General features: G+C 71.5%; 14 protein-coding genes. 6 read left to right on the top strand and 8 right to left on the bottom strand.

All coding sequences use genetic code 11. From position 1 onward, the window contains the following. The first annotated feature begins 22 nt into the window (after positions 1–22). From OG413_RS01310 to ffh, 5 genes are all read left to right on the top strand, one after another. The gene (locus OG413_RS01310) at positions 23–1,498 is read left to right on the top strand and encodes a hypothetical protein (protein ID WP_266802439.1); all 1,476 of its coding nucleotides are present in this window, start codon (positions 23–25) and stop codon (positions 1,496–1,498) included. A 346-nt stretch (positions 1,499–1,844) separates the two neighbouring features. Further along, positions 1,845–3,197 (top strand): ammonium transporter, encoded by a 1,353-nt coding sequence (locus OG413_RS01305; RefSeq protein ID WP_266802438.1) that lies wholly within the window; start codon positions 1,845–1,847, stop codon positions 3,195–3,197. Beyond that, entirely contained in the window at positions 3,194–3,532 is a 339-nt protein-coding gene (locus OG413_RS01300; RefSeq protein ID WP_266802437.1) for a P-II family nitrogen regulator, read from the top strand. Before OG413_RS01305 ends, OG413_RS01300 begins: the two co-directional genes overlap by 4 nt. Before the next feature lie 31 nt (positions 3,533–3,563). Then, positions 3,564–6,014 carry a [protein-PII] uridylyltransferase gene (locus tag OG413_RS01295; RefSeq protein ID WP_266802436.1) on the top strand — a complete coding sequence of 817 codons (2,451 nt, stop codon included), beginning with the start codon at positions 3,564–3,566 and terminating at the stop codon, positions 6,012–6,014. 131 nt (positions 6,015–6,145) lie between these two features. After that, positions 6,146–7,702 carry a signal recognition particle protein gene (ffh, locus tag OG413_RS01290; RefSeq protein ID WP_266802435.1) on the top strand — a complete coding sequence of 519 codons (1,557 nt, stop codon included), beginning with the start codon at positions 6,146–6,148 and terminating at the stop codon, positions 7,700–7,702. Positions 7,703–7,786: 84 nt separating this feature from the next. Here ffh and OG413_RS01285 read toward each other — a convergent pair whose 3' ends face one another. The 8 genes from OG413_RS01285 to yhfZ form a co-directional block, all read right to left on the bottom strand. Then, positions 7,787–9,028: a phosphopentomutase gene (locus OG413_RS01285; RefSeq protein ID WP_266802434.1), complete on the bottom strand. Its 1,242-nt coding sequence runs from the start codon at positions 9,026–9,028 to the stop codon at positions 7,787–7,789. A gap of 11 nt (positions 9,029–9,039) precedes the next feature. Next, complete coding sequence (locus OG413_RS01280; RefSeq protein WP_266802433.1) at positions 9,040–10,206, bottom strand: alanine racemase; 1,167 nt, start codon at positions 10,204–10,206, stop codon at positions 9,040–9,042. Positions 10,207–10,208: 2 nt separating this feature from the next. After that, the gene (locus OG413_RS01275; protein ID WP_266802432.1) at positions 10,209–11,330 is read right to left on the bottom strand and encodes an aminotransferase class V-fold PLP-dependent enzyme; all 1,122 of its coding nucleotides are present in this window, start codon (positions 11,328–11,330) and stop codon (positions 10,209–10,211) included. A 2-nt stretch (positions 11,331–11,332) separates the two neighbouring features. Continuing rightward, the gene (locus OG413_RS01270) at positions 11,333–12,298 is read right to left on the bottom strand and encodes a phosphotriesterase (protein WP_266802431.1); all 966 of its coding nucleotides are present in this window, start codon (positions 12,296–12,298) and stop codon (positions 11,333–11,335) included. A 123-nt stretch (positions 12,299–12,421) separates the two neighbouring features. Beyond that, complete coding sequence (locus OG413_RS01265) at positions 12,422–13,756, bottom strand: YhfT family protein (protein ID WP_266802430.1); 1,335 nt, start codon at positions 13,754–13,756, stop codon at positions 12,422–12,424. A 46-nt stretch (positions 13,757–13,802) separates the two neighbouring features. Further along, a complete protein-coding gene (locus OG413_RS01260; RefSeq protein WP_266802429.1) occupies positions 13,803–14,159 on the bottom strand; it encodes a DUF2620 domain-containing protein in 357 nt (118 codons plus the stop codon). A gap of 64 nt (positions 14,160–14,223) precedes the next feature. Continuing rightward, a complete protein-coding gene (locus tag OG413_RS01255; RefSeq protein ID WP_266802428.1) occupies positions 14,224–14,610 on the bottom strand; it encodes a PRD domain-containing protein in 387 nt (128 codons plus the stop codon). Positions 14,611–14,712: 102 nt separating this feature from the next. After that, positions 14,713–15,651 carry a GntR family transcriptional regulator YhfZ gene (gene yhfZ, locus OG413_RS01250; protein ID WP_073726859.1) on the bottom strand — a complete coding sequence of 313 codons (939 nt, stop codon included), beginning with the start codon at positions 15,649–15,651 and terminating at the stop codon, positions 14,713–14,715. Positions 15,652–15,829: 178 nt separating this feature from the next. Between yhfZ and ftsH the strand changes: the two genes are divergently transcribed. Continuing rightward, positions 15,830–17,764: an ATP-dependent zinc metalloprotease FtsH gene (gene ftsH / locus OG413_RS01245; RefSeq protein ID WP_266802427.1), complete on the top strand. Its 1,935-nt coding sequence runs from the start codon at positions 15,830–15,832 to the stop codon at positions 17,762–17,764. The last annotated feature ends 53 nt before the right edge of the window (positions 17,765–17,817 follow it).

Here is a 17,817-nt window from a genome sequence, read left to right as displayed (position 1 = left end):
CCGGCGGGATGGGGGCGTTCCAGTGAGTGGCAGCGGCGCAGGCGAGACGAATGCCGGGAAGCGCCCCAATGAGCAATTGGGCTCGTGGTTCGTGCGCAGCGGCTGGTCCAAGGGCGAGCTGGCACGCCAGGTGAACCGCCGGGCACGGCAGATGGGCGCCCTGCACATCAGCACCGACACCTCCAGGGTGCGCCGCTGGCTCGACGGTGAACAGCCCCGCGAGCCGATCCCCCGCATCCTCTCCGAGCTCTTCTCGGAGCGCTTCGGCGCCGTCGTCGCCGTCGAGGACCTCGGGCTGCGCACCGCGCACCAGTCACCCTCGGTGGCCGGAGTCGACCTGCCCTGGGCCGGACCGCAGACCGTTGCCCTGCTCAGCGAGTTCTCCCGCAGCGACCTGATGCTCGCCCGGCGCGGATTCCTCGGCTCCTCGCTGGCCCTCGCCGCGGGCCCCGCCCTCATCGAACCCATGCAGCGCTGGCTGGTGCCCGTGTCCGGGGCCGGCCAGGCCGAACCGGAATCGCCCGCCGCGGCCCGCCGCCCCTCCCGGCTCTCCCAGCCCGAGCTGGATCTGCTGGAGTCCACCACGGCGATGTTCCGTCAGTGGGACGCGCAGTGCGGCGGCGGACTGCGCCGCAAAGCCGTCGTCGGCCAACTCCACGAGGTCACCGACCTGTTGCAGGAACCGCAGCCCGCGGCCACCTCCAAGCGCCTCTTCCGGTGCGCGGCCGAACTGGCCGAACTGGCGGGCTGGATGAGTTACGACGTCGGCCTCCAGCCCACCGCGCAGAAGTACTTCGTCCTCGCGCTGCATGCCTCCAAGGAGGCCGGTGACAAACCGCTCGGCAGCTACGTCCTGTCCAGCATGAGCCGTCAGATGATCCACCTCGGACGCCCCGACGACGCCCTGGAACTCATCCATCTCGCCCAGTACGGCAGCCGGGACTGCGCCACCGCGCGGACCCAGGCCATGCTGTATGCGATGGAGGCCCGCGCCTACGCCAACATGGGCCAGCCCAGCAAATGCAAACGGGCCGTCCGCATGGCCGAGGACACCTTCCTCGACGCCGGACTCGACGGCGAGAGCGAGCCCGACTGGATCCGCTTCTTCTCCGAGGCCGAACTCAACGGCGAGAACGCCCACTCCTACCGCGACCTGGCCTATGTCGCGGGCCGCAGCCCCACCTACGCCTCGCTCGCCGAACCCGTCATGGAGAAGGCCGTCGAGCTGTTCGGCGAGGACGACGAGCACCAGCGCTCGTACGCGCTCAATCTGATCGGGATGGCCACCGTCCATCTGCTCAAACGCGAGCCCGAGCAGTCCACGGTGCTGGCCGCACAGGCGCTGAAGATCGCCAAGAAGGTCCGTTCCGAGCGGGTGAACACCCGGCTCCGCAAGACCGTCGACACCGCCGCCAGGGACTTCGGCGATGTCGCCGATGTCGCCCGGCTCACCGACCGGCTCACCGAACAGCTGCCGGAGACCGCCGAAGCGGTCTGACCCGGCCCGCCCGCCACCGGCCGCGGCGCCCCTTCCGTACACCCCGACCCGGCTCCCCCATCGCCTGGTCACACGGAGGGCCGCCGTGGCCGGTTCCCGTGTGCGGCGGCCCCAACCGCGCCGTATGCGGCGTGGGCCGCATGGTAGCCAGGGCACCGGACACGCCACCCGCGGTTCATTCGGACGTAACACGCGAACCCTCTTCGTCACTGGTGTGAAACATCGTGCGGCATTCGTGGAAACGGCGCTCCGCCAATCTCATGGCGCATAACCGGCCCGCACCTTTTCCCCAGTGGTCCCGCAGCTTTCCCCCGCACGCGGCCGCACCGACGACGAGGAGACGCCGATGCCCCCAGGCATCACGACGCTTGCCGCAGACGCCCCAGAGCTGTCTGCCGCCAACACCGGGTTCATGCTCATCTGCTCGGCTCTGGTGATGCTCATGACCCCGGCCCTGGCCTTCTTCTACGGAGGCATGGTCCGCGTCAAGAGCACCCTCAACATGCTGATGATGAGCTTCATCAGCCTCGGGATCGTCACGATCCTGTGGGTGCTCTACGGATTCAGCCTCGCCTTCGGCACCGACACCGGCTCGGTCATCGGCTGGAGCGCGGACTACGTCGGCCTGAGCGGAATCGGCGTCACCGAACTCTGGGACGGCTACACCATCCCGGTCTACGTATTCGCCGTCTTCCAGCTGATGTTCGCCGTCCTCACCCCGGCCCTGATCAGCGGCGCCCTCGCCGACCGCGTCAAGTTCACCGCCTGGGCGGTCTTCATCACCCTCTGGGTCACCGTCGTCTACTTCCCGGTCGCCCACTGGGTGTGGGGCGCGGGCGGCTGGCTCTTCGAGCTGGGCGTCATCGACTTCGCCGGTGGCACGGCCGTCCACATCAACGCGGGCGCCGCGGCCCTCGGGGTGATCCTCGTCATCGGCAAGCGCGTCGGCTTCAAGAGGGACCCGATGCGGCCGCACAGCCTGCCGCTCGTCATGCTCGGCGCCGGTCTCCTGTGGTTCGGCTGGTTCGGCTTCAACGCGGGCTCCTGGCTCGGCAACGACGACGGCGTCGGCGCGGTCATGTTCGTCAACACCCAGGTCGCCACCGCCGCCGCGATGCTCGCCTGGCTCGGTTACGAGAAGCTGCGCCACGGCTCCTTCACCACGCTGGGCGCCGCCTCCGGTGCCGTCGCCGGACTCGTCGCCATCACCCCGGCCGGCGGATCGGTCAGCCCGCTCGGTGCCATCGCCGTCGGCGCCATCGCCGGTGTCCTGTGCGCCATGGCAGTCGGCCTGAAGTACCGGTTCGGCTACGACGACTCCCTGGACGTCGTCGGCGTCCACCTCGTCGGCGGCGTCGCCGGCTCCCTGCTCGTCGGCTTCTTCGCCACCGGCGGCGTCCAGTCCGACGCGGCGGGCCTCTTCTACGGCGGCGGCCTCGACCAGCTCGGCAAGCAGGCCGTCGGAGTCTTCGCCGTCCTCGCGTACTCTCTGGTCGTCTCCGCCCTCCTCGCCCTCCTGCTCGACAGGACCATCGGGATGCGGGTCCCCGAGGACGACGAGATCTCCGGCATCGACCAGGTCGAGCACGCCGAGACGGCATACGACTTCAGCGGCGCGGGCGGCGGCGCGGCCCCCCGCACCGCGGCCCCGGCACACGACACGACGGCAGCACCGAAGGCAAAGAGGGTGGACGCATGAAGCTCATCACCGCGGTCGTGAAGCCACACCGGCTGGACGAGATCAAGGAGGCACTCCAGGCCTTCGGCGTCCACGGCCTCACCGTCACGGAAGCCAGCGGTTACGGGCGTCAGCGCGGACACACCGAGGTCTACCGGGGCGCCGAGTACACCGTCGACCTCGTCCCGAAGATCCGCATCGAGGTCCTGGTCGAGGACGAGGACGCCGAACAGCTCATCGACGTGGTGGTGAAGGCCGCCAGGACCGGCAAGATCGGAGACGGCAAGGTCTGGAGCGTGCCGGTCGAGACCGCCATCCGCGTACGGACCGGCGAACGCGGTCCGGACGCCCTCTGACCGACGGCCCCGCCAACTGAAAGGCAGCTGGGTGACGAGCACCGAAACGACCACCGAATCCGAAGACTCGGGACCCAGCGGCTACGCGGCGGCCCGGCTGCGCCTCCTCCAGGAGAAGGCGCAGTCCGGGCCGCCGCGCCGTGCCGCCCTCGCCCGCCTCACCGACGACTGGCTGACCGGCCTGTTCACCGCCGCCGCCGAGCACGCCGGAGTCCGCGGAGCCGCCCTCGTCGCCGTCGGCGGCTACGGCCGCGGCGAGCTCTCCCCGCGCAGCGACCTCGATCTGCTGCTCCTGCACGACGGCAGCGCCGACGCCGGAGCCCTCGCCGCCCTCGCCGACGGCATCTGGTACCCCGTCTGGGACCTCGGCCTGGCCCTCGACCACTCCGTCCGCACCCCCGGCGAAGCCCGCAGGACCGCCGGCGAGGACCTCAAGGTCCAGCTCGGCCTGCTGGACGCCCGCCCCGTCGCCGGAGACCTCGGCCTCGTCGCCGGCCTGCGCACCGCGATCCTCGCCGACTGGCGCAACCAGGCGCCCAAACGGCTTCCCGCGCTCGACGAACTCTGCCGGGAACGCGCCGAACGCATGGGCGAGCTCCAGTTCCTCCTGGAACCCGACCTCAAGGAGGCCCGCGGCGGCCTCCGCGACGCCACCGCCCTGCGCGCCGTCGCCGCCTCCTGGGTCGCCGACGCCCCCCGCGAAGGGCTCACCGAGGCCCGCCGCACCCTCCTCGACGCCCGCGACGCCCTCCACCTCACCACCGGCCGCGCCACCGACCGCCTCGCCCTCCAGGAGCAGGACCAGGTCGCCGAGGCCCTCGGCCTGCTCGACGCCGACGTACTGCTGCGCCAGGTGTACGAGGCCGCGCGCACCGTCTCGTACGCCACCGACGTCACCTGGCGCGAGGTCAACCGCGTCCTGCGCGCCCGTTCGGTACGCCCGAGGCTCCGCGCCATGCTGAGCGGCGGCAAGGCCGTGCCCGAGCGCACCCCGCTCGCCGACGGGGTCGTGGAGGCGGACGGCGAGGTCGTCCTCGCCCGCGCCGCCCGCCCCGAGAAGGACCCCGTCCTGACCCTCCGGGCCGCCGCGGCGGCCGCCGAATCCGGGCTGCCGCTCTCCCGCCACCTCGTCCGCCACCTGGCCACCGCCGCCCGGCCGCTGCCGGTCCCGTGGCCCGCCGAGGCCCGCGAGGAACTCATCACGCTCCTCGGAGCGGGCGAATCCACCGTCGGCGTCTGGGAAGCCCTGGAGTCCGAGGGGATCATCACCCGGCTGCTGCCCGACTGGGAGCGGGTCCACTGCCGCCCCCAGCGCAACCCCGTCCACACCTGGACCGTCGACCGCCACCTCGTCGAGACCGCCGTACGGGCCGCCTCCCTCACCCGCCGCGTCCACCGCCCCGACCTGCTCCTGATCGCCGCCCTGCTCCACGACATCGGCAAGGGCTGGCCCGGGGACCACTCCGCCGCGGGCGAGGTCATCGCCCGCGACATGGCCGCCCGCATCGGCTTCGACAAGCACGACGTGGGCATCGTCGCCACCCTCGTACGCCACCATCTGCTGCTCGTGGAGACGGCCACCCGCCGCGACCTCGACGACCCCGCCACCGTCCGCTCCGTCGCCACCGCCGTCGGCAGCGCCTCCACCCTGGAACTGCTGCACGCCCTCACCGAGGCCGACGCCCTCGCCACCGGCCCCGCCGCCTGGAGCACCTGGCGCGCCTCGCTCGTCGCCGACCTCGTCAAACGCGTCGCCGCCGTCCTCGCGGGGGAGGCCCCCCAGGAACCGGAACCCGCCGCGCCCGGCGCCGAACAGGAACGCCTCGCCATCGAGGCCCTGCGCACCGGCGAACCGGTCCTGGCCCTGCACACCCAGCCGGGGCCGCCCGCCGACGACGGGGAACCGGAGCCCGTCGGCGTGGAACTCCTCATCGCCCTGCCCGACCGCCCCGGCGTCCTGCCCGCGGCCGCCGGTGTCCTGGCCCTGCACCGCCTCACCGTCCGCGCCGCCGAACTGCGCGCCGTGGAACTCCCCACCGAAGTGGGCGACTCCGCGGACCTGCTGCTGCTCAGCTGGCGGGTCGCGGCCGAGTACGGGTCCCTGCCGCAGGCGGCCCGGCTGCGCGCCGACCTCGTACGCGCCCTGGACGGCTCCCTGGACATCCGGGCCCGCCTCGCCGAACGGGAGGCCGCCTACCCGCGCCGCCGGGGGGTGAAGGCCCCGCCGCCCCGGGTGACGGTCGCGGCGGCGGGCTCACGTCTGGCCACGGTGATCGAGGTCCGTGCCCAGGACGCCCCGGGCCTGCTGCACCGGATCGGCCGGGCCCTGGAGCAGAGCGCGGTACGGGTGCGCAGCGCCCATGTCTCGACGCTCGGCGCCAACGCGGTGGACGCCTTCTACGTCACCGGCGCGGACGGCGAACCGCTGCCCGAGGTGCGGGCGGCGGAGGTGGCCAAGGAGGTCGAGAAGGCTCTCGGCTGACCCGCACGATCACGCCGATCGGCCCTTGTCCGGTACCAGAACCGGGCGAGGGCTTCGCGTTCTCCGGTGGCCGGATACCCTGGAGTGCGACTGACCTGCCCCGCCCCCGACCCTGAGGACCGACGAGCGCCGTGTTCGATACTCTCTCCGACCGCCTTAGCGCGACTTTCAAGAACCTCAGGGGCAAGGGCCGCTTGTCCGAGGCGGACATCGACGCCACGGCCCGCGAGATCCGTATCGCGCTCCTCGAAGCCGATGTCGCCCTGCCGGTCGTGCGCGCCTTCATCGCCAACGTCAAGGAGCGGGCGCGCGGCGTCGAGGTCTCCCAGGCGCTGAACCCCGCACAGCAGATGATCAAGATCGTCAACGAGGAGCTCGTCGGCATCCTCGGCGGCGAGACCCGGCGCCTGCGGTTCGCCAAGACCGCGCCCACCGTGATCATGCTCGCGGGTCTCCAGGGTGCCGGTAAGACCACCCTCGCCGGAAAGCTCGGCCTCTGGCTCAAGGGCCAGGGCCACTCCCCGCTGCTGGTCGCCTGTGACCTCCAGCGCCCCAACGCCGTCAACCAGCTCAGCGTCGTCGCCGACCGTGCCGGTGTCGCGGTGTACGCCCCGGAGCCGGGCAACGGGGTCGGTGACCCGGTCCAGGTCGCCAAGGACTCGATCGAGTTCGCCCGGTCCAAGCAGTACGACGTGGTCGTCGTCGACACCGCGGGCCGCCTCGGTATCGACCAGGAGCTGATGCGGGAGGCCGCGGACATCCGCGACGCCGTCAGCCCGGACGAGATCCTCTTCGTCGTCGACGCGATGATCGGCCAGGACGCGGTCAACACCGCCGAGGCCTTCCGCGACGGCGTCGGCTTCGACGGTGTGGTGCTCTCCAAGCTCGACGGTGACGCCCGCGGTGGTGCGGCCCTGTCGATCGCCCATGTCACGGGCAAGCAGGTCATGTTCGCGTCGAACGGCGAGAAGCTCGAAGACTTCGACGCCTTCCACCCGGACCGGATGGCCTCCCGCATCCTCGACATGGGTGACCTGCTCACCCTGATCGAGCAGGCGGAGAAGACCTTCAGCCAGGAAGAGGCCGCCCAAATGGCCTCCAAGCTGGCGTCGAGCAAGGGCAAGGACTTCACGCTCGACGACTTCCTGGCGCAGATGGAGCAGGTCAGGAAGATGGGCTCCATCTCCAAGCTGCTCGGGATGCTGCCCGGCATGGGGCAGATCAAGGACCAGATCAACAACATCGACGAGCGCGACGTGGACCGCACCGCCGCGATCATCAAGTCGATGACCCCGAAGGAGCGCGCCGAGCCGACGATCATCAACGGCTCGCGCCGGGCCCGTATCGCCAAGGGTTCGGGTGTCGAGGTCTCCGCCGTGAAGAACCTGGTGGAGCGGTTCTTCGAGGCCCGCAAGATGATGTCGAAGATGGCCCAGGGCGGTGGCATGCCCGGGATGCCGGGGATGCCCGGCATGGGTGGTGGCCCCGGCCGTCAGAAGAAGCAGGTCAAGCAGGCCAAGGGCAAGCGCAAGAGCGGTAACCCGATGAAGCGCAAGGCCGAGGAGCAGGCCGAGGCGGCCCGTCGCGAGCAGGCGGCGCAGGGCGGCGCGTTCGGTCTGCCCGGTCAGGACGGCAAGCCCGCCGAGGACTTCGCCCTGCCGGACGAGTTCAAGAAGTTCATGGGCTGACCGCCCACGGACCACGCGTAAGGGGCGCCCACCTGAGTGGGCGCCCCTTACGCGTACGCGCGCGTTCTCCGCGGGTGACGGCCCCTACGCCGCGTGCCGCCCCGGCTTCAGCGCCCGGCCGTTGGCCAGCCCCGCCGGGTCCAGCGACAGCGATACGGCGGCGGTCGCACCGACGTCCGCCAGGCTCCCCGCGTCCGGCAGCAGCTCCACCGCGCCCGCGCCGGGCCGGTGGATGAGGACGGGGACGTACTCACGGGTGTGCAGGGCGTGCCCGATCGTCGGGTCGTTGCCGTGGTCGCCGGTGACGATGAGCCGGTCGCCGGGGCTGTCGAGCAGGGCGACGAGCGCGGCCAGGCCCGCGTCGACCTGCTCCAGGAGGTGCCCGTACCGCTCCGTGTCCTGCTGGTGGCCGGCCAGATCGGTCTCCTGGACGTTGGCGACCACGAGGGCGTCGCCGGGGGCACGTACCGCTTCGAGGGTGTACGTGAGCACGTCCGCGGTCGCCACCGCGGGGTGCCGCGTCGCCGCGTCGCAGGCCAGAATGTCGGCGGCCTTCCCCACCAGGGTGACGGGAATGCCCGCGCGGGCTGCCAGATCGGGGAGCTGGCGGGTGTGGTCGAGCTCCGCTCCCAGGTGCCGCACTTCGAGGCCGCCGTTGCGGTAGAAGCCGGTGGCGGGGGTGTCGAGGCCGACCGTGCCCGCCTCCCCGGCACGGACGAACCGCGCCAGCGGGCCGTCCGCGTGGCCGCCGACCGCGATGACCCGGGCCACCGGTGCGACGGTGCGTACCGTTCGGGCGATGGCGAGGATGCCGCCCGGTCCGTCGAACGGCAGGTCGTCCAGCCGTCCTGAGGCGTTCCAGTTGATCCCCGGATCGGCCTCCAGGTTGTCGTGGACCAGGACCGCCCCGTCGACGACCAGGAGCGGCTTGCCCGCCAGCGGCTCGACCCGGTGTCCGGCCGCTTCGAGGGCGGCGGTCACCTCGCCGATGTGGTCCGCGAGCCGGGCCACGGTGACATGGCTGAAGTCGGCGCCCATCATCGTCTGGTGGCCCGCGAAGGTGTCGGCGCCCGGATAGCCGAGGGCGGCCCGGCCCGCGGCGACGGGGAGATGCGTACGGCGGGCGAGGTCGGGGTGCGGGTGGACGAGTCCGAGTCCCAGCGAGCCCAGTACCGGCAGCCGCAGCGGGCGGCCGAAGGCTTCGCGGCAGTGGTCCAGGACATGTCCGCAGGTGTCGGCGGTGAGATCGCCGGGGCGCAGCGTGCCCGCGTCGGGCATGGCGCCGATGCCGAATCCGTCGATGACGACGATGACGGTCTTGGCCATGGGATGCCTCCTCAGCTCAGGGACCGGCCCTGGGCGTCGTACAGACCGACTCGGCGAGGGGCACCGGAAGAGATTCCGGAGACGACGGCGACGGTCGAGCGGGTGACGAAGATCTGGGTACGGAAGGCGAGCAGCGCGGTGTCGCCGATCCGGACGTCCGCTCCGGCGGCGGGCGCGTCGAGCAGCCGGTAGTAGTCGATGTTCTCGGCGGGCGCGTCCTGTACGCGCAGGCGCGCGCCGGTGCGCGGCAGCAGTGCGCTCTTGATGTGCGAGCGGGCGTAGAACCCGCCGCCGAAGAGCGCCGGGCGGCCGTCGTCGAGGGTGTGGGCGACCTCGCTGACGTACACGTAGGCGGGTGTCTCGGGCTGGTCCGGGTCGAGTGCGTGCAGCGGGGTGGTGCCGGTGAGGGCATGGCCCGGTTCGCCGTGGGTGGCGCCGAGACCGGCGAGCAGCGGGAGCGAGGCCATCGAGGTGGCGCTGGGGGCGCTCAGCAGGAGGCCCTCGTGACCGCGCGCGGCGAGCACGTCACGGGCCTTGAGCGCCATCGCGAAGTTGGGCGTGGCGTACGGGGCTCCGGTGGCCGGGTCGCACAGGACGCACGGGAAGGCGGTGACACCCGCGAGCCGGATGCCGGGCAGCCGCTCGGCGGCCTCGGCGAACGCGTCGAGACGGGCGAGCGGGACACCGCCCTCCTGACCGGGGTAGACGGTGCCCTCGACCCCTTCGAGACGGACGAGGACGTCCTGGACGAAGCCCAGCCCCGTCGCCGCCTCGGAGACCGCGCGGGCGTTGGCCAGGTCGTAGACGGTGACGGTCTCGGGGCGCCAGGCCAGCATCTCGGGCAGCGCGCGGCGGGGAATCTGGACCAGATGGCCGAGGTTGCCCGCGCGGGCGCCCGCGGCGTGCAGGGTGCGGGCCTCTGGCGGGTCGATCGCGGCGTACTGGGGGATGTGCCGGGCGATGGCCCGGATCAGCTCCGGGTTGCGGCCGAGCTGCTTGACGACGAACCAGAGCGAGATTCCCAGCCGTTCGGCCTCGGCGGCCAGGAGCGCGGCGTTGGCCTCGATGGCGTCGAGGTCCATCACATAGGTGTCGGGCGGGATCTCGCCGTCGCGGTGGAGCGCGGTCGCGGCCTCGACGAGCCCGGGGTTGCGGGTGAGCAGGGTGTCGAGAAACACGGTCAGTCGTCCTTCTGGTCGTTCAGGGCGTCCAGTGAGTGGCGCAGGATCTCGATGACGAGGTCCGCGCCCGCCCGCATCGGGTTGACGCGTACGGTCCAGTCGGCCAGCTCGGGGGAGTCGTCCAGGGCGGAGCTGGACATCCGGTAGAAGAGCGGGGCGATCTCGTAGCGCGAGTTGGAGCCGACCGGGTAGGGGGCCGCGCCGAAGCGGGCGGCGACCGCGGGCAGTTCCTTCGCGACCGGCCGGTCGAGGCGGACCAGCAGGCACCGGTCCTGGGCGTTGGCGAGCCGTACCTCGGCGACACCGGGCACCTCGCCCGCCGCCAGCCGCTCGGCGACCTCGGCGCCGACCCGGGACTGCACGGCCCACATCACCGGTACGTGGGTGAGCGCGCGCAGGGCGTCGAGTGCCTGGTGGCCCTGGACCTGGCCGCCGCCGGAGTAGTTGTCGTGGCGGATGCGCCCGACCAGGTCGCCGGCGCCGACGACGATGCCGACGCCCTCCGGGCCGTGCAGCTTGAAGAGGGAGAAACAGGAGGCGTCGGCGCCCAGTTCCACCCCGGCGGCCGGGGTGCGCAGGACGGCGTAGTTGTCGTCGACCAGGGTGCGGACACCGGCCGCCCGGCAGGCAGCCAGGACCGCGCCTGGGTCGTAGGAGTCGGCGAGCCGCTGCCGGGTGTGCTGGACGTACGCCCACCGGAAGCGGCCGGACTCCAGCGCCCCGCGCAGCTCGTCCGGGTCGTTGAAGTCGGCCTCGACGGTCTCCACACCGATGCCGCGCAGCGTGACCTCGGTCGTCCGGTAGACCGGCGCCCGGTGGATCAGCAGCGGGTCGCCCGCCCGTACGGCGGCGTTCAGGGCGGCCCGGATCGCGCCGGTGCCCGCGCCCTGGACGAACGCGGCGTCCTCGGCGCCGAAGAAGTCGGCCAGGACGGCTTCGACGCGGGCGGTGGTCCGGGGGCGGCCGAGACCGGGGACGACCCCGGCGTCGGACGCGAAGAGCTGAGGTCCCTCGAAGTGCCGGGCGGTGGCCTCGATGAGCCGGAACTGCCGGGCCACGGCGTCGGCGAGCTCCACCGTGGGCAGCGGCAAGGTCTCGGGGAGTGCGGGGGCGGGGCTCATGGTCAGATCTCCTCCACGCTCGCGCCCGTGAGGAAGCGCAGCGGATTGCGGCGGGTCATCAGGTCGATCAGGTCCTCGTCCACACCGGCCGCGCGTGCCTGGGGAAGGAAGCTGTGGAAGAGGTGCCCGTACCCCTGGCCGCCCTCGGTGGTCAGATAGCCGTGGCGGGAGATGTCGCAGCTGAGCAGTACCCGGTCGGCGTGGCCGGCCTCCAGCAGGGCGAGCAGCAGCCGCAGCCGGGTGCCGTCGCTCTGGTAGCGGTCCTTGCCGACCGTGTCGAAGGCGACGTACGCACCGCTCGCCGCCAGTTCCCGGTGCACGGCCGGGTCGTCGAGCAGGTCCTGGTGACCGATCGAGATCCGCTGCGGGGGCAGGCCCTCGGCGGTGAGCAGGTCCAGCTGGGCCAGGCCTCCGCGGCCGAGCTGGGCATGGGTGGCGACGGAGAGCCCGGTGGTGACGGCGGCCCGCGCACTGGCGCGCAGCACCTTGGTCTCGGGCGCCGTCGGGGTGTCGCCGTGGCTGCCGATCTCGCCGAGGACCCCGGGGCGGACTCCGGTGGCGCCGATGCCGCCGTGGATCTCGCGGACGAGGGTGCCGGTGAGCTGTTCGACGCTGCTGTCGTCGATCTCGGGAGTGTGGAACGGCTCGTAGTACCAGCCGGTCGCGGCGACGACGGCGACCTGGGCGTCCCGGGCGATCCGGGCCAGCGTTTCCACGTCGCGGCCCATGCCGCGGCAGGTCAGCTCGATGACCAGGGACAGCCCGAACTCCTCGCGGAGTGCGGCCAGCTCGGCGGTGACGGCGGCGGCGTGCCGGTCCGGGGTGAGGACGGCGGCGCCGTCGCCCTTGTGGTCCAGGTCCAGGACCAGATGCTCGTGGGCGAGGACGGGGCCGCGTACGGAATCGGGGGTGAGGTTTCCGACGACGGTACGGAGAAGGGGGGCGGGGTGCGGGGCGGTGCTGTTCATCGTGGGGGTCCTTCCTGGCGGTGGCGCGTACCTGATCCGGGGGGGCCGGGTCGTGTCCGCGGAGTTCCGCCGTACGTCCGCGGGCCGGGCGTCGCGCGCCGGGCGGAACTTCGCGGACCCGTCCTAGCCCTTGACCGGTGTGAACAGGTCGAGCCAGTACAGGAGGTTGAGGAGGACGCCGCCGACGATCACCGCGGCCGGTGCCGCGGCCATCCGGACGATCGGCCGGCCCATCGCCTCGTTCAGCAGGTAGAGCCCGCCGACGACGAGGATCCCGAGCCCGCCGCCCATCGCGTTGGCGGCCATCAGCGAACCGAAGAGGATCGCCAGCTGGAGGGTGTCGCTGATCGCGCTGCGCAGGTGCTCCGAGGAGTCGCGGACGCTGGGCAGCTTGCCGAGGAGCTTGCCGATGTAGGAGAGGGCCAGCACCTCAAGGGCGAAGACCAGCGCGCCGACGATCGCGGCGACGAACGGGTTCGGCATCAGATAGCCGATGGGGTACACGAGGGTGAAGCCCGCGATGCCGTACGCGCCGGAGGCGAGGGCGGTCGTCGCGATCAGCGGGATGAACCCGAAGACCCGGTAGAAGTCGACCTGGGCGGCTTCGGCGTACTGCCCCTTGGCGATCAGGAAGCTGGTTGCCTCGCCGCCGCCGAATATGTGCATCTGCGCGAGCACACAGACCCCGGCCCCCAGCACCATGAACAGCGGGAGGTACTTGCGCAGCCGGGCCGCGCTGGCGCTGAAGAGCGAGGCCATCGGGTCGTCGTCGAGGACGGGCTCGATGACGCCCGCGGCCTTGTCGGCCTTGCGCTGCTTCAGGTCCTTGGCGACGGCGAGCCCGATCAGCATCAGCACGCCGACGGCCATCGCGAGCGCTCCGGCGAACATGTTCGGCCAGAGCTTCATGGTCATGACGACCAGGGCGAATTCGAGGACACCGGCGATGCCGCCCCACTTGCGGCCGAACTGCTTGGTGATGGCCAGTACCGGGAAGAGCGTGAAGAGGAAGAGGATCGGCGTCGACATCTGCTGCATCGCGGTGATGAAGTCGACGGGGAGGTCGTGCGCCACGTTGTTGGCGCCGTTCAGCCCGAAGACGACCACCGCGCCCCAGGCCCCGCCGAGGATCGGCGCGAGCCACTTCTTCGGCGACAGCATGCCGAGGATGTCCGTGGGCAGGAAGAGGAGCCACGGGTTCAGCACACCGGTGGAGAGGGCCATCGGTGCGCCGAGTCCGAAGATGAACCCGGCCGAGAGACCGAAAGAGACCGCCGTCGTGGCGCTGCGGGTGGTGCGCCCCTGGATGAAGTCCAGGAGGAACGGTCGTACGCCGTCGTTGAAGACGGCCAGCGCCATGTGCGAGATGTACGCGGTGAGCGCACAGAGGGCTATCACGGTCAGCTGCTGTGCCAGCGTGAAATCGAGGCCGGCACCGGCTGCGAGTGTGGTACTCACTGGGTCACTCCTTCGTGCCCGGGATGATCAAGAAATGTGGCTGGGGTCAGCCGCGGGCGGCGATGGCGCGCGCCATGAGCGGGGCGATGGTGTCGATCTGGTCCATCGAGAAGCCGAAGACCTTCTTGCCGTCGGCGAGCAGGGCGGTGACCTGGTCCTCGGTGGGGACGCTGCGGCCGAAGGTGTGGCAGGCGGCGGCGCCCATCAGACCCACGAGCACGCCGAGCGAGGCGCCGGCCCCGGTGTGACAGGTGCCGAGGTAGTAGTCGGCCTGTCCCACCCGGAGCTTCATCGCGGCGTCCATGTCGCTGGAGGCGACGACGTCGAGGCCCTCGATGCCCAGCTTCTTGATGGTGTCGGTGACCTCGATCTTGCCGACGCCGCCGGTGAGGATCTTCGTCATGGCTGTCCTTCTTCCTTCGTGAGGTGGTTCGGCCGAGGTGATCCCGGCTGCGGGGGTGCGGTGATCAGGAAGCGGGGGCGGCTGGGGACTGCTGGGCCAGGACCGCGAGGTGCATGCCGAGGAAGTTGACCTCGGACTCGGGGAGGGCCGCGCCGAGTTCCCGCCGGGCGCGCGCCGAGACGGCGCGGGCGCGGGCGACGGCGTCGGGATGTCCGGCCAGTTCGGCGGCGACCTGGTCGTCGGTGAGGAACTGCTCGATGGGCTCGCCGTCCAGGAGCCGGGTGAGCGCCATCATCAGATGGCTGGTGAGCATGCCCGCGGTCGCTTCGGTGACCGTGCGGCCGTCGGCTTCGAGGGCGGCCAGCTCGGCGGTGACGAAGTCGGCCACTTCGGGCCGGACCTGTCCGCCGTCACGGAAGAGCTGGATCCGCAGTGCGAGCTGGTCGTCCACGGTGATCCTCCTAAAATCAACAATAACCAGGATTCTGTATTTTGAAGGTGACGAAGGTCCCTCGCCGCTCGGACCTTGGTCACTCGCCCCGCCGGACCGGAGTCAGTACGAGGGCATGCGCTCGCCCCTCAGTACTTCGCTCTGGAGCGAGGTGATCAGCGAGAGGTCGAGCGAGTCCCGGACGGCGGCCAGGGCCTTCGCCCCGTCGGTCCGGCCGATGATGGCCGCGCTGGAGTTGCGCAGCGCCAGCTCGCGGGTGACCTCGTCGCCCAGCGGGAGCACATCGACGCCGAATCCGACCCGGTCCTGCGCCTCGTCCAGGTTCCAGACGGTGGCGTCGACCTCGTCGCGGGCGAAGAGATCGCGCAGCTGCATGTACGAGGCTTCCCGCCACCGGACGTCCTCGCGCCCGGCGAAGACCCGCTCGACGAGCATCCGCAGATCCTCCGACGCGTGGTCGACCGCGACCCGCAGGCCGGGGGCGTCGAGGTCGACACCGTGGCGCACGAGCATGCCGTGCGCGCCGACGTAGGTGGCCGGTCCCAGATCGGCGACGAGCTCCACCGGGTGTTCGGAGATCAGCTGGTCGGCCGCGAAGCGGGACAGGACGACAAGGTCGACCTTGCCTTCGAGCAGCGCGGCGGTACGGGCTCCGGCGCCTCGCATGAACGTGATCGCGAAGGGGGCGCCGGCCTCCTCGAAGGCGCTGCGCAGCCCGGTCGCGAGGCCCTCGTACCGACGGGAGTACGGCAGGGGCATCGCGGCGAGCAGCGTGCCGAGGCCGGAGAGCCGCCAGAGTATGGAGCGGTCCGAGCGGACGAGGAAGGTGCCGAGGTGGCCCCGGGCGGTCGTCTCGATGGCCCCGGACTCCTCCAGGAGCTGCAGCGCGGCCTGGACCGTGCCGTTTCCGCAGCCCAGCTCCTCGGCGAAGTCGCGCACCCGGGGCAGCCGGGTGTCCGGCTCGTGGTTGAGCAGCAGGACCGCGAGCTGCCGGGCGGCGAGGCCGTTTCGCGTGAGGAAGCGGTCATCGAAAACGTTCACGAAAAGAACAGTAAACAGGATTCTGGATATTGGCAAGGAATTCACCCCGGTGATGTGACGCGGCGGGGGAAGGTCCGCCCGCGTCCCCCTCCTGGGCCCCCTGAGCCGTCCCTCCAGAGGCTTTGGTGCTATTTCTCCCCTAATGTCGCCAGCAGTGGCCGTCGGCAGAGGAGCACGCGTGAGCAACCCCGTACCTCCGCGCGATCGAACGGACCAGCCATGGCGCTCCGAAGGCGCGCCCCCGCCCCCGCCCCCCAGCCGCAAGATGCCGGGCGGCTGGGGCGGACTGCTGCTCACCGCCCTGGCCGTCTATCTGATCGCCAACCTGGTGCTGTCCTTCTTCAACGGCGACGACGAGCCGACCATCGCGTACACCGAGTTCAGCAAGCAGGTCACCGCGGGCAACGTCTCGAAGATCTACTCCAAGGGCGATGCCATCCAGGGGCAGCTGAAGAAGGAGGCCAAGCTCCCCGGCGGAGACGACAAGTACACCAAGTTCACCACCCAGCGGCCCGCCTTCGCCGACGACCACCTCTGGGCCGAACTGATCAAGGACGACGTCACGGTCACCGCCGAACCGGTCGTCCAGCAGCGCAGCTTCCTGGCCAACCTCCTGATCTCGCTCGCCCCGATGCTGCTGCTCGTCCTGCTGTGGGTGTTCATCGCCCGGCGGATGCGCGGCGGTCTCGGCGGCGGTATGGCCGGTCTCGGCCGCAAGCCCCCGCCCAAACCGGTCGAGCTCGAAGGGAGCAAGCGCACCACCTTCGAGGACGTGGCCGGAATCGACGAGGTCGAGGGCGAACTGAACGACGTCGTCGACTTCCTCAAGAACCCGCAGGAGTACGCGAAAATGGGCGCCCGGATGCCCGGCGGTGTGCTGCTCGCGGGCCCGCCCGGCACCGGGAAGACGCTCCTGGCCCGCGCCGTGGCCGGTGAGGCGGGGGTGCCGTTCTTCTCCGCCTCGGCCTCCGAATTCATCGAGATGATCGTCGGCGTGGGAGCAGGCCGGGTACGGGAGCTCTTCGCCGAGGCCCGCAAGGTCGCCCCCGCCATCATCTTCATCGACGAGATCGACACCATCGGCAGGGCCCGCGGCGGCGGCTCCGGCATGGGCGGCCACGACGAACGCGAACAGACCCTCAATCAGATCCTCACCGAGATGGACGGCTTCTCCGGCTCCGAGGGCGTCGTCGTGCTCGCCGCCACCAACCGCGCCGACGTGCTGGACCCCGCCCTCACCCGGCCCGGCCGCTTCGACCGGATCGTCCAGGTCAGCCCGCCGGACAAGGGCGGCCGGGAAGCGATCCTGCGGATCCACACCCGGAGCATCCCGCTCGCCGAGGACGTCGACCTCGCCCAGGTCGCCCGGACGACGCCCGGCATGACCGGCGCCGACCTCGCCAACCTGGCCAACGAGGCCGCCCTGCTCGCCGTCAAGCGCAAACAGTCCGAGGTCAGTCAGTCCGACCTCTCCGACGCCCTGGAGAAGGTCCAGCTCGGGGCGGAACGCCCGCTCGTCATGCCCGCCGAGGAGCGCCGCCGTACCGCGTACCACGAGAGCGGCCACGCGCTGCTCGGCATGCTCCAGCCCGGCGCCGACCCGGTCCGCAAGATCACCATCGTGCCGCGCGGCCGCGCCCTCGGCGTCACCCTCTCGACCCCGGACGCCGACAAGTACGCGTACACCGAGGAGTATCTGCGCGGCCGGATCATCGGCGCTCTGGGTGGCATGGCGGCGGAACGGGTGGTGTACGACGTGGTCACCACCGGCGCGGAGAGCGACCTGGAACAGGTCACCGGTCTGGCCCGCGGCATGGTCGGACGGTGGGGCATGAGCGACCGGATCGGCCGCCTCACCGCCATCCCCGCCGACGCCCAGCAGGCGTACGGCCTCTCCGCGGCGCCCGCCACCCTCGACACCATCGACGCCGAGATGCGCCGCATCGTCGACGAGTGCTACGAGGAGGCCTGCCGCCTGCTGCGGGAGAACCGGGACAAGCTCGACTCACTGGCCGAGGCGCTGCTGGCGAACGAGACCCTGGACGAGGCGGCGGCCTACCGGGCGGCCGGCATCGCCCGGCTGGCCAAGCCGGGCGGCGGCTCCTCCTCCTGACGAACGCGGGAAGGGCCGGGTCACGCAGGTGTGGTGCGGTGGGTGTGCGGTCG

Origin of the sequence: Streptomyces sp. NBC_01433 (assembly GCF_026340105.1) — a bacterium.
Taxonomy (GTDB): Bacteria; Actinomycetota; Actinomycetes; order Streptomycetales; family Streptomycetaceae; genus Streptomyces.
This window is presented reverse-complemented; position numbering and strand designations above follow the sequence as displayed.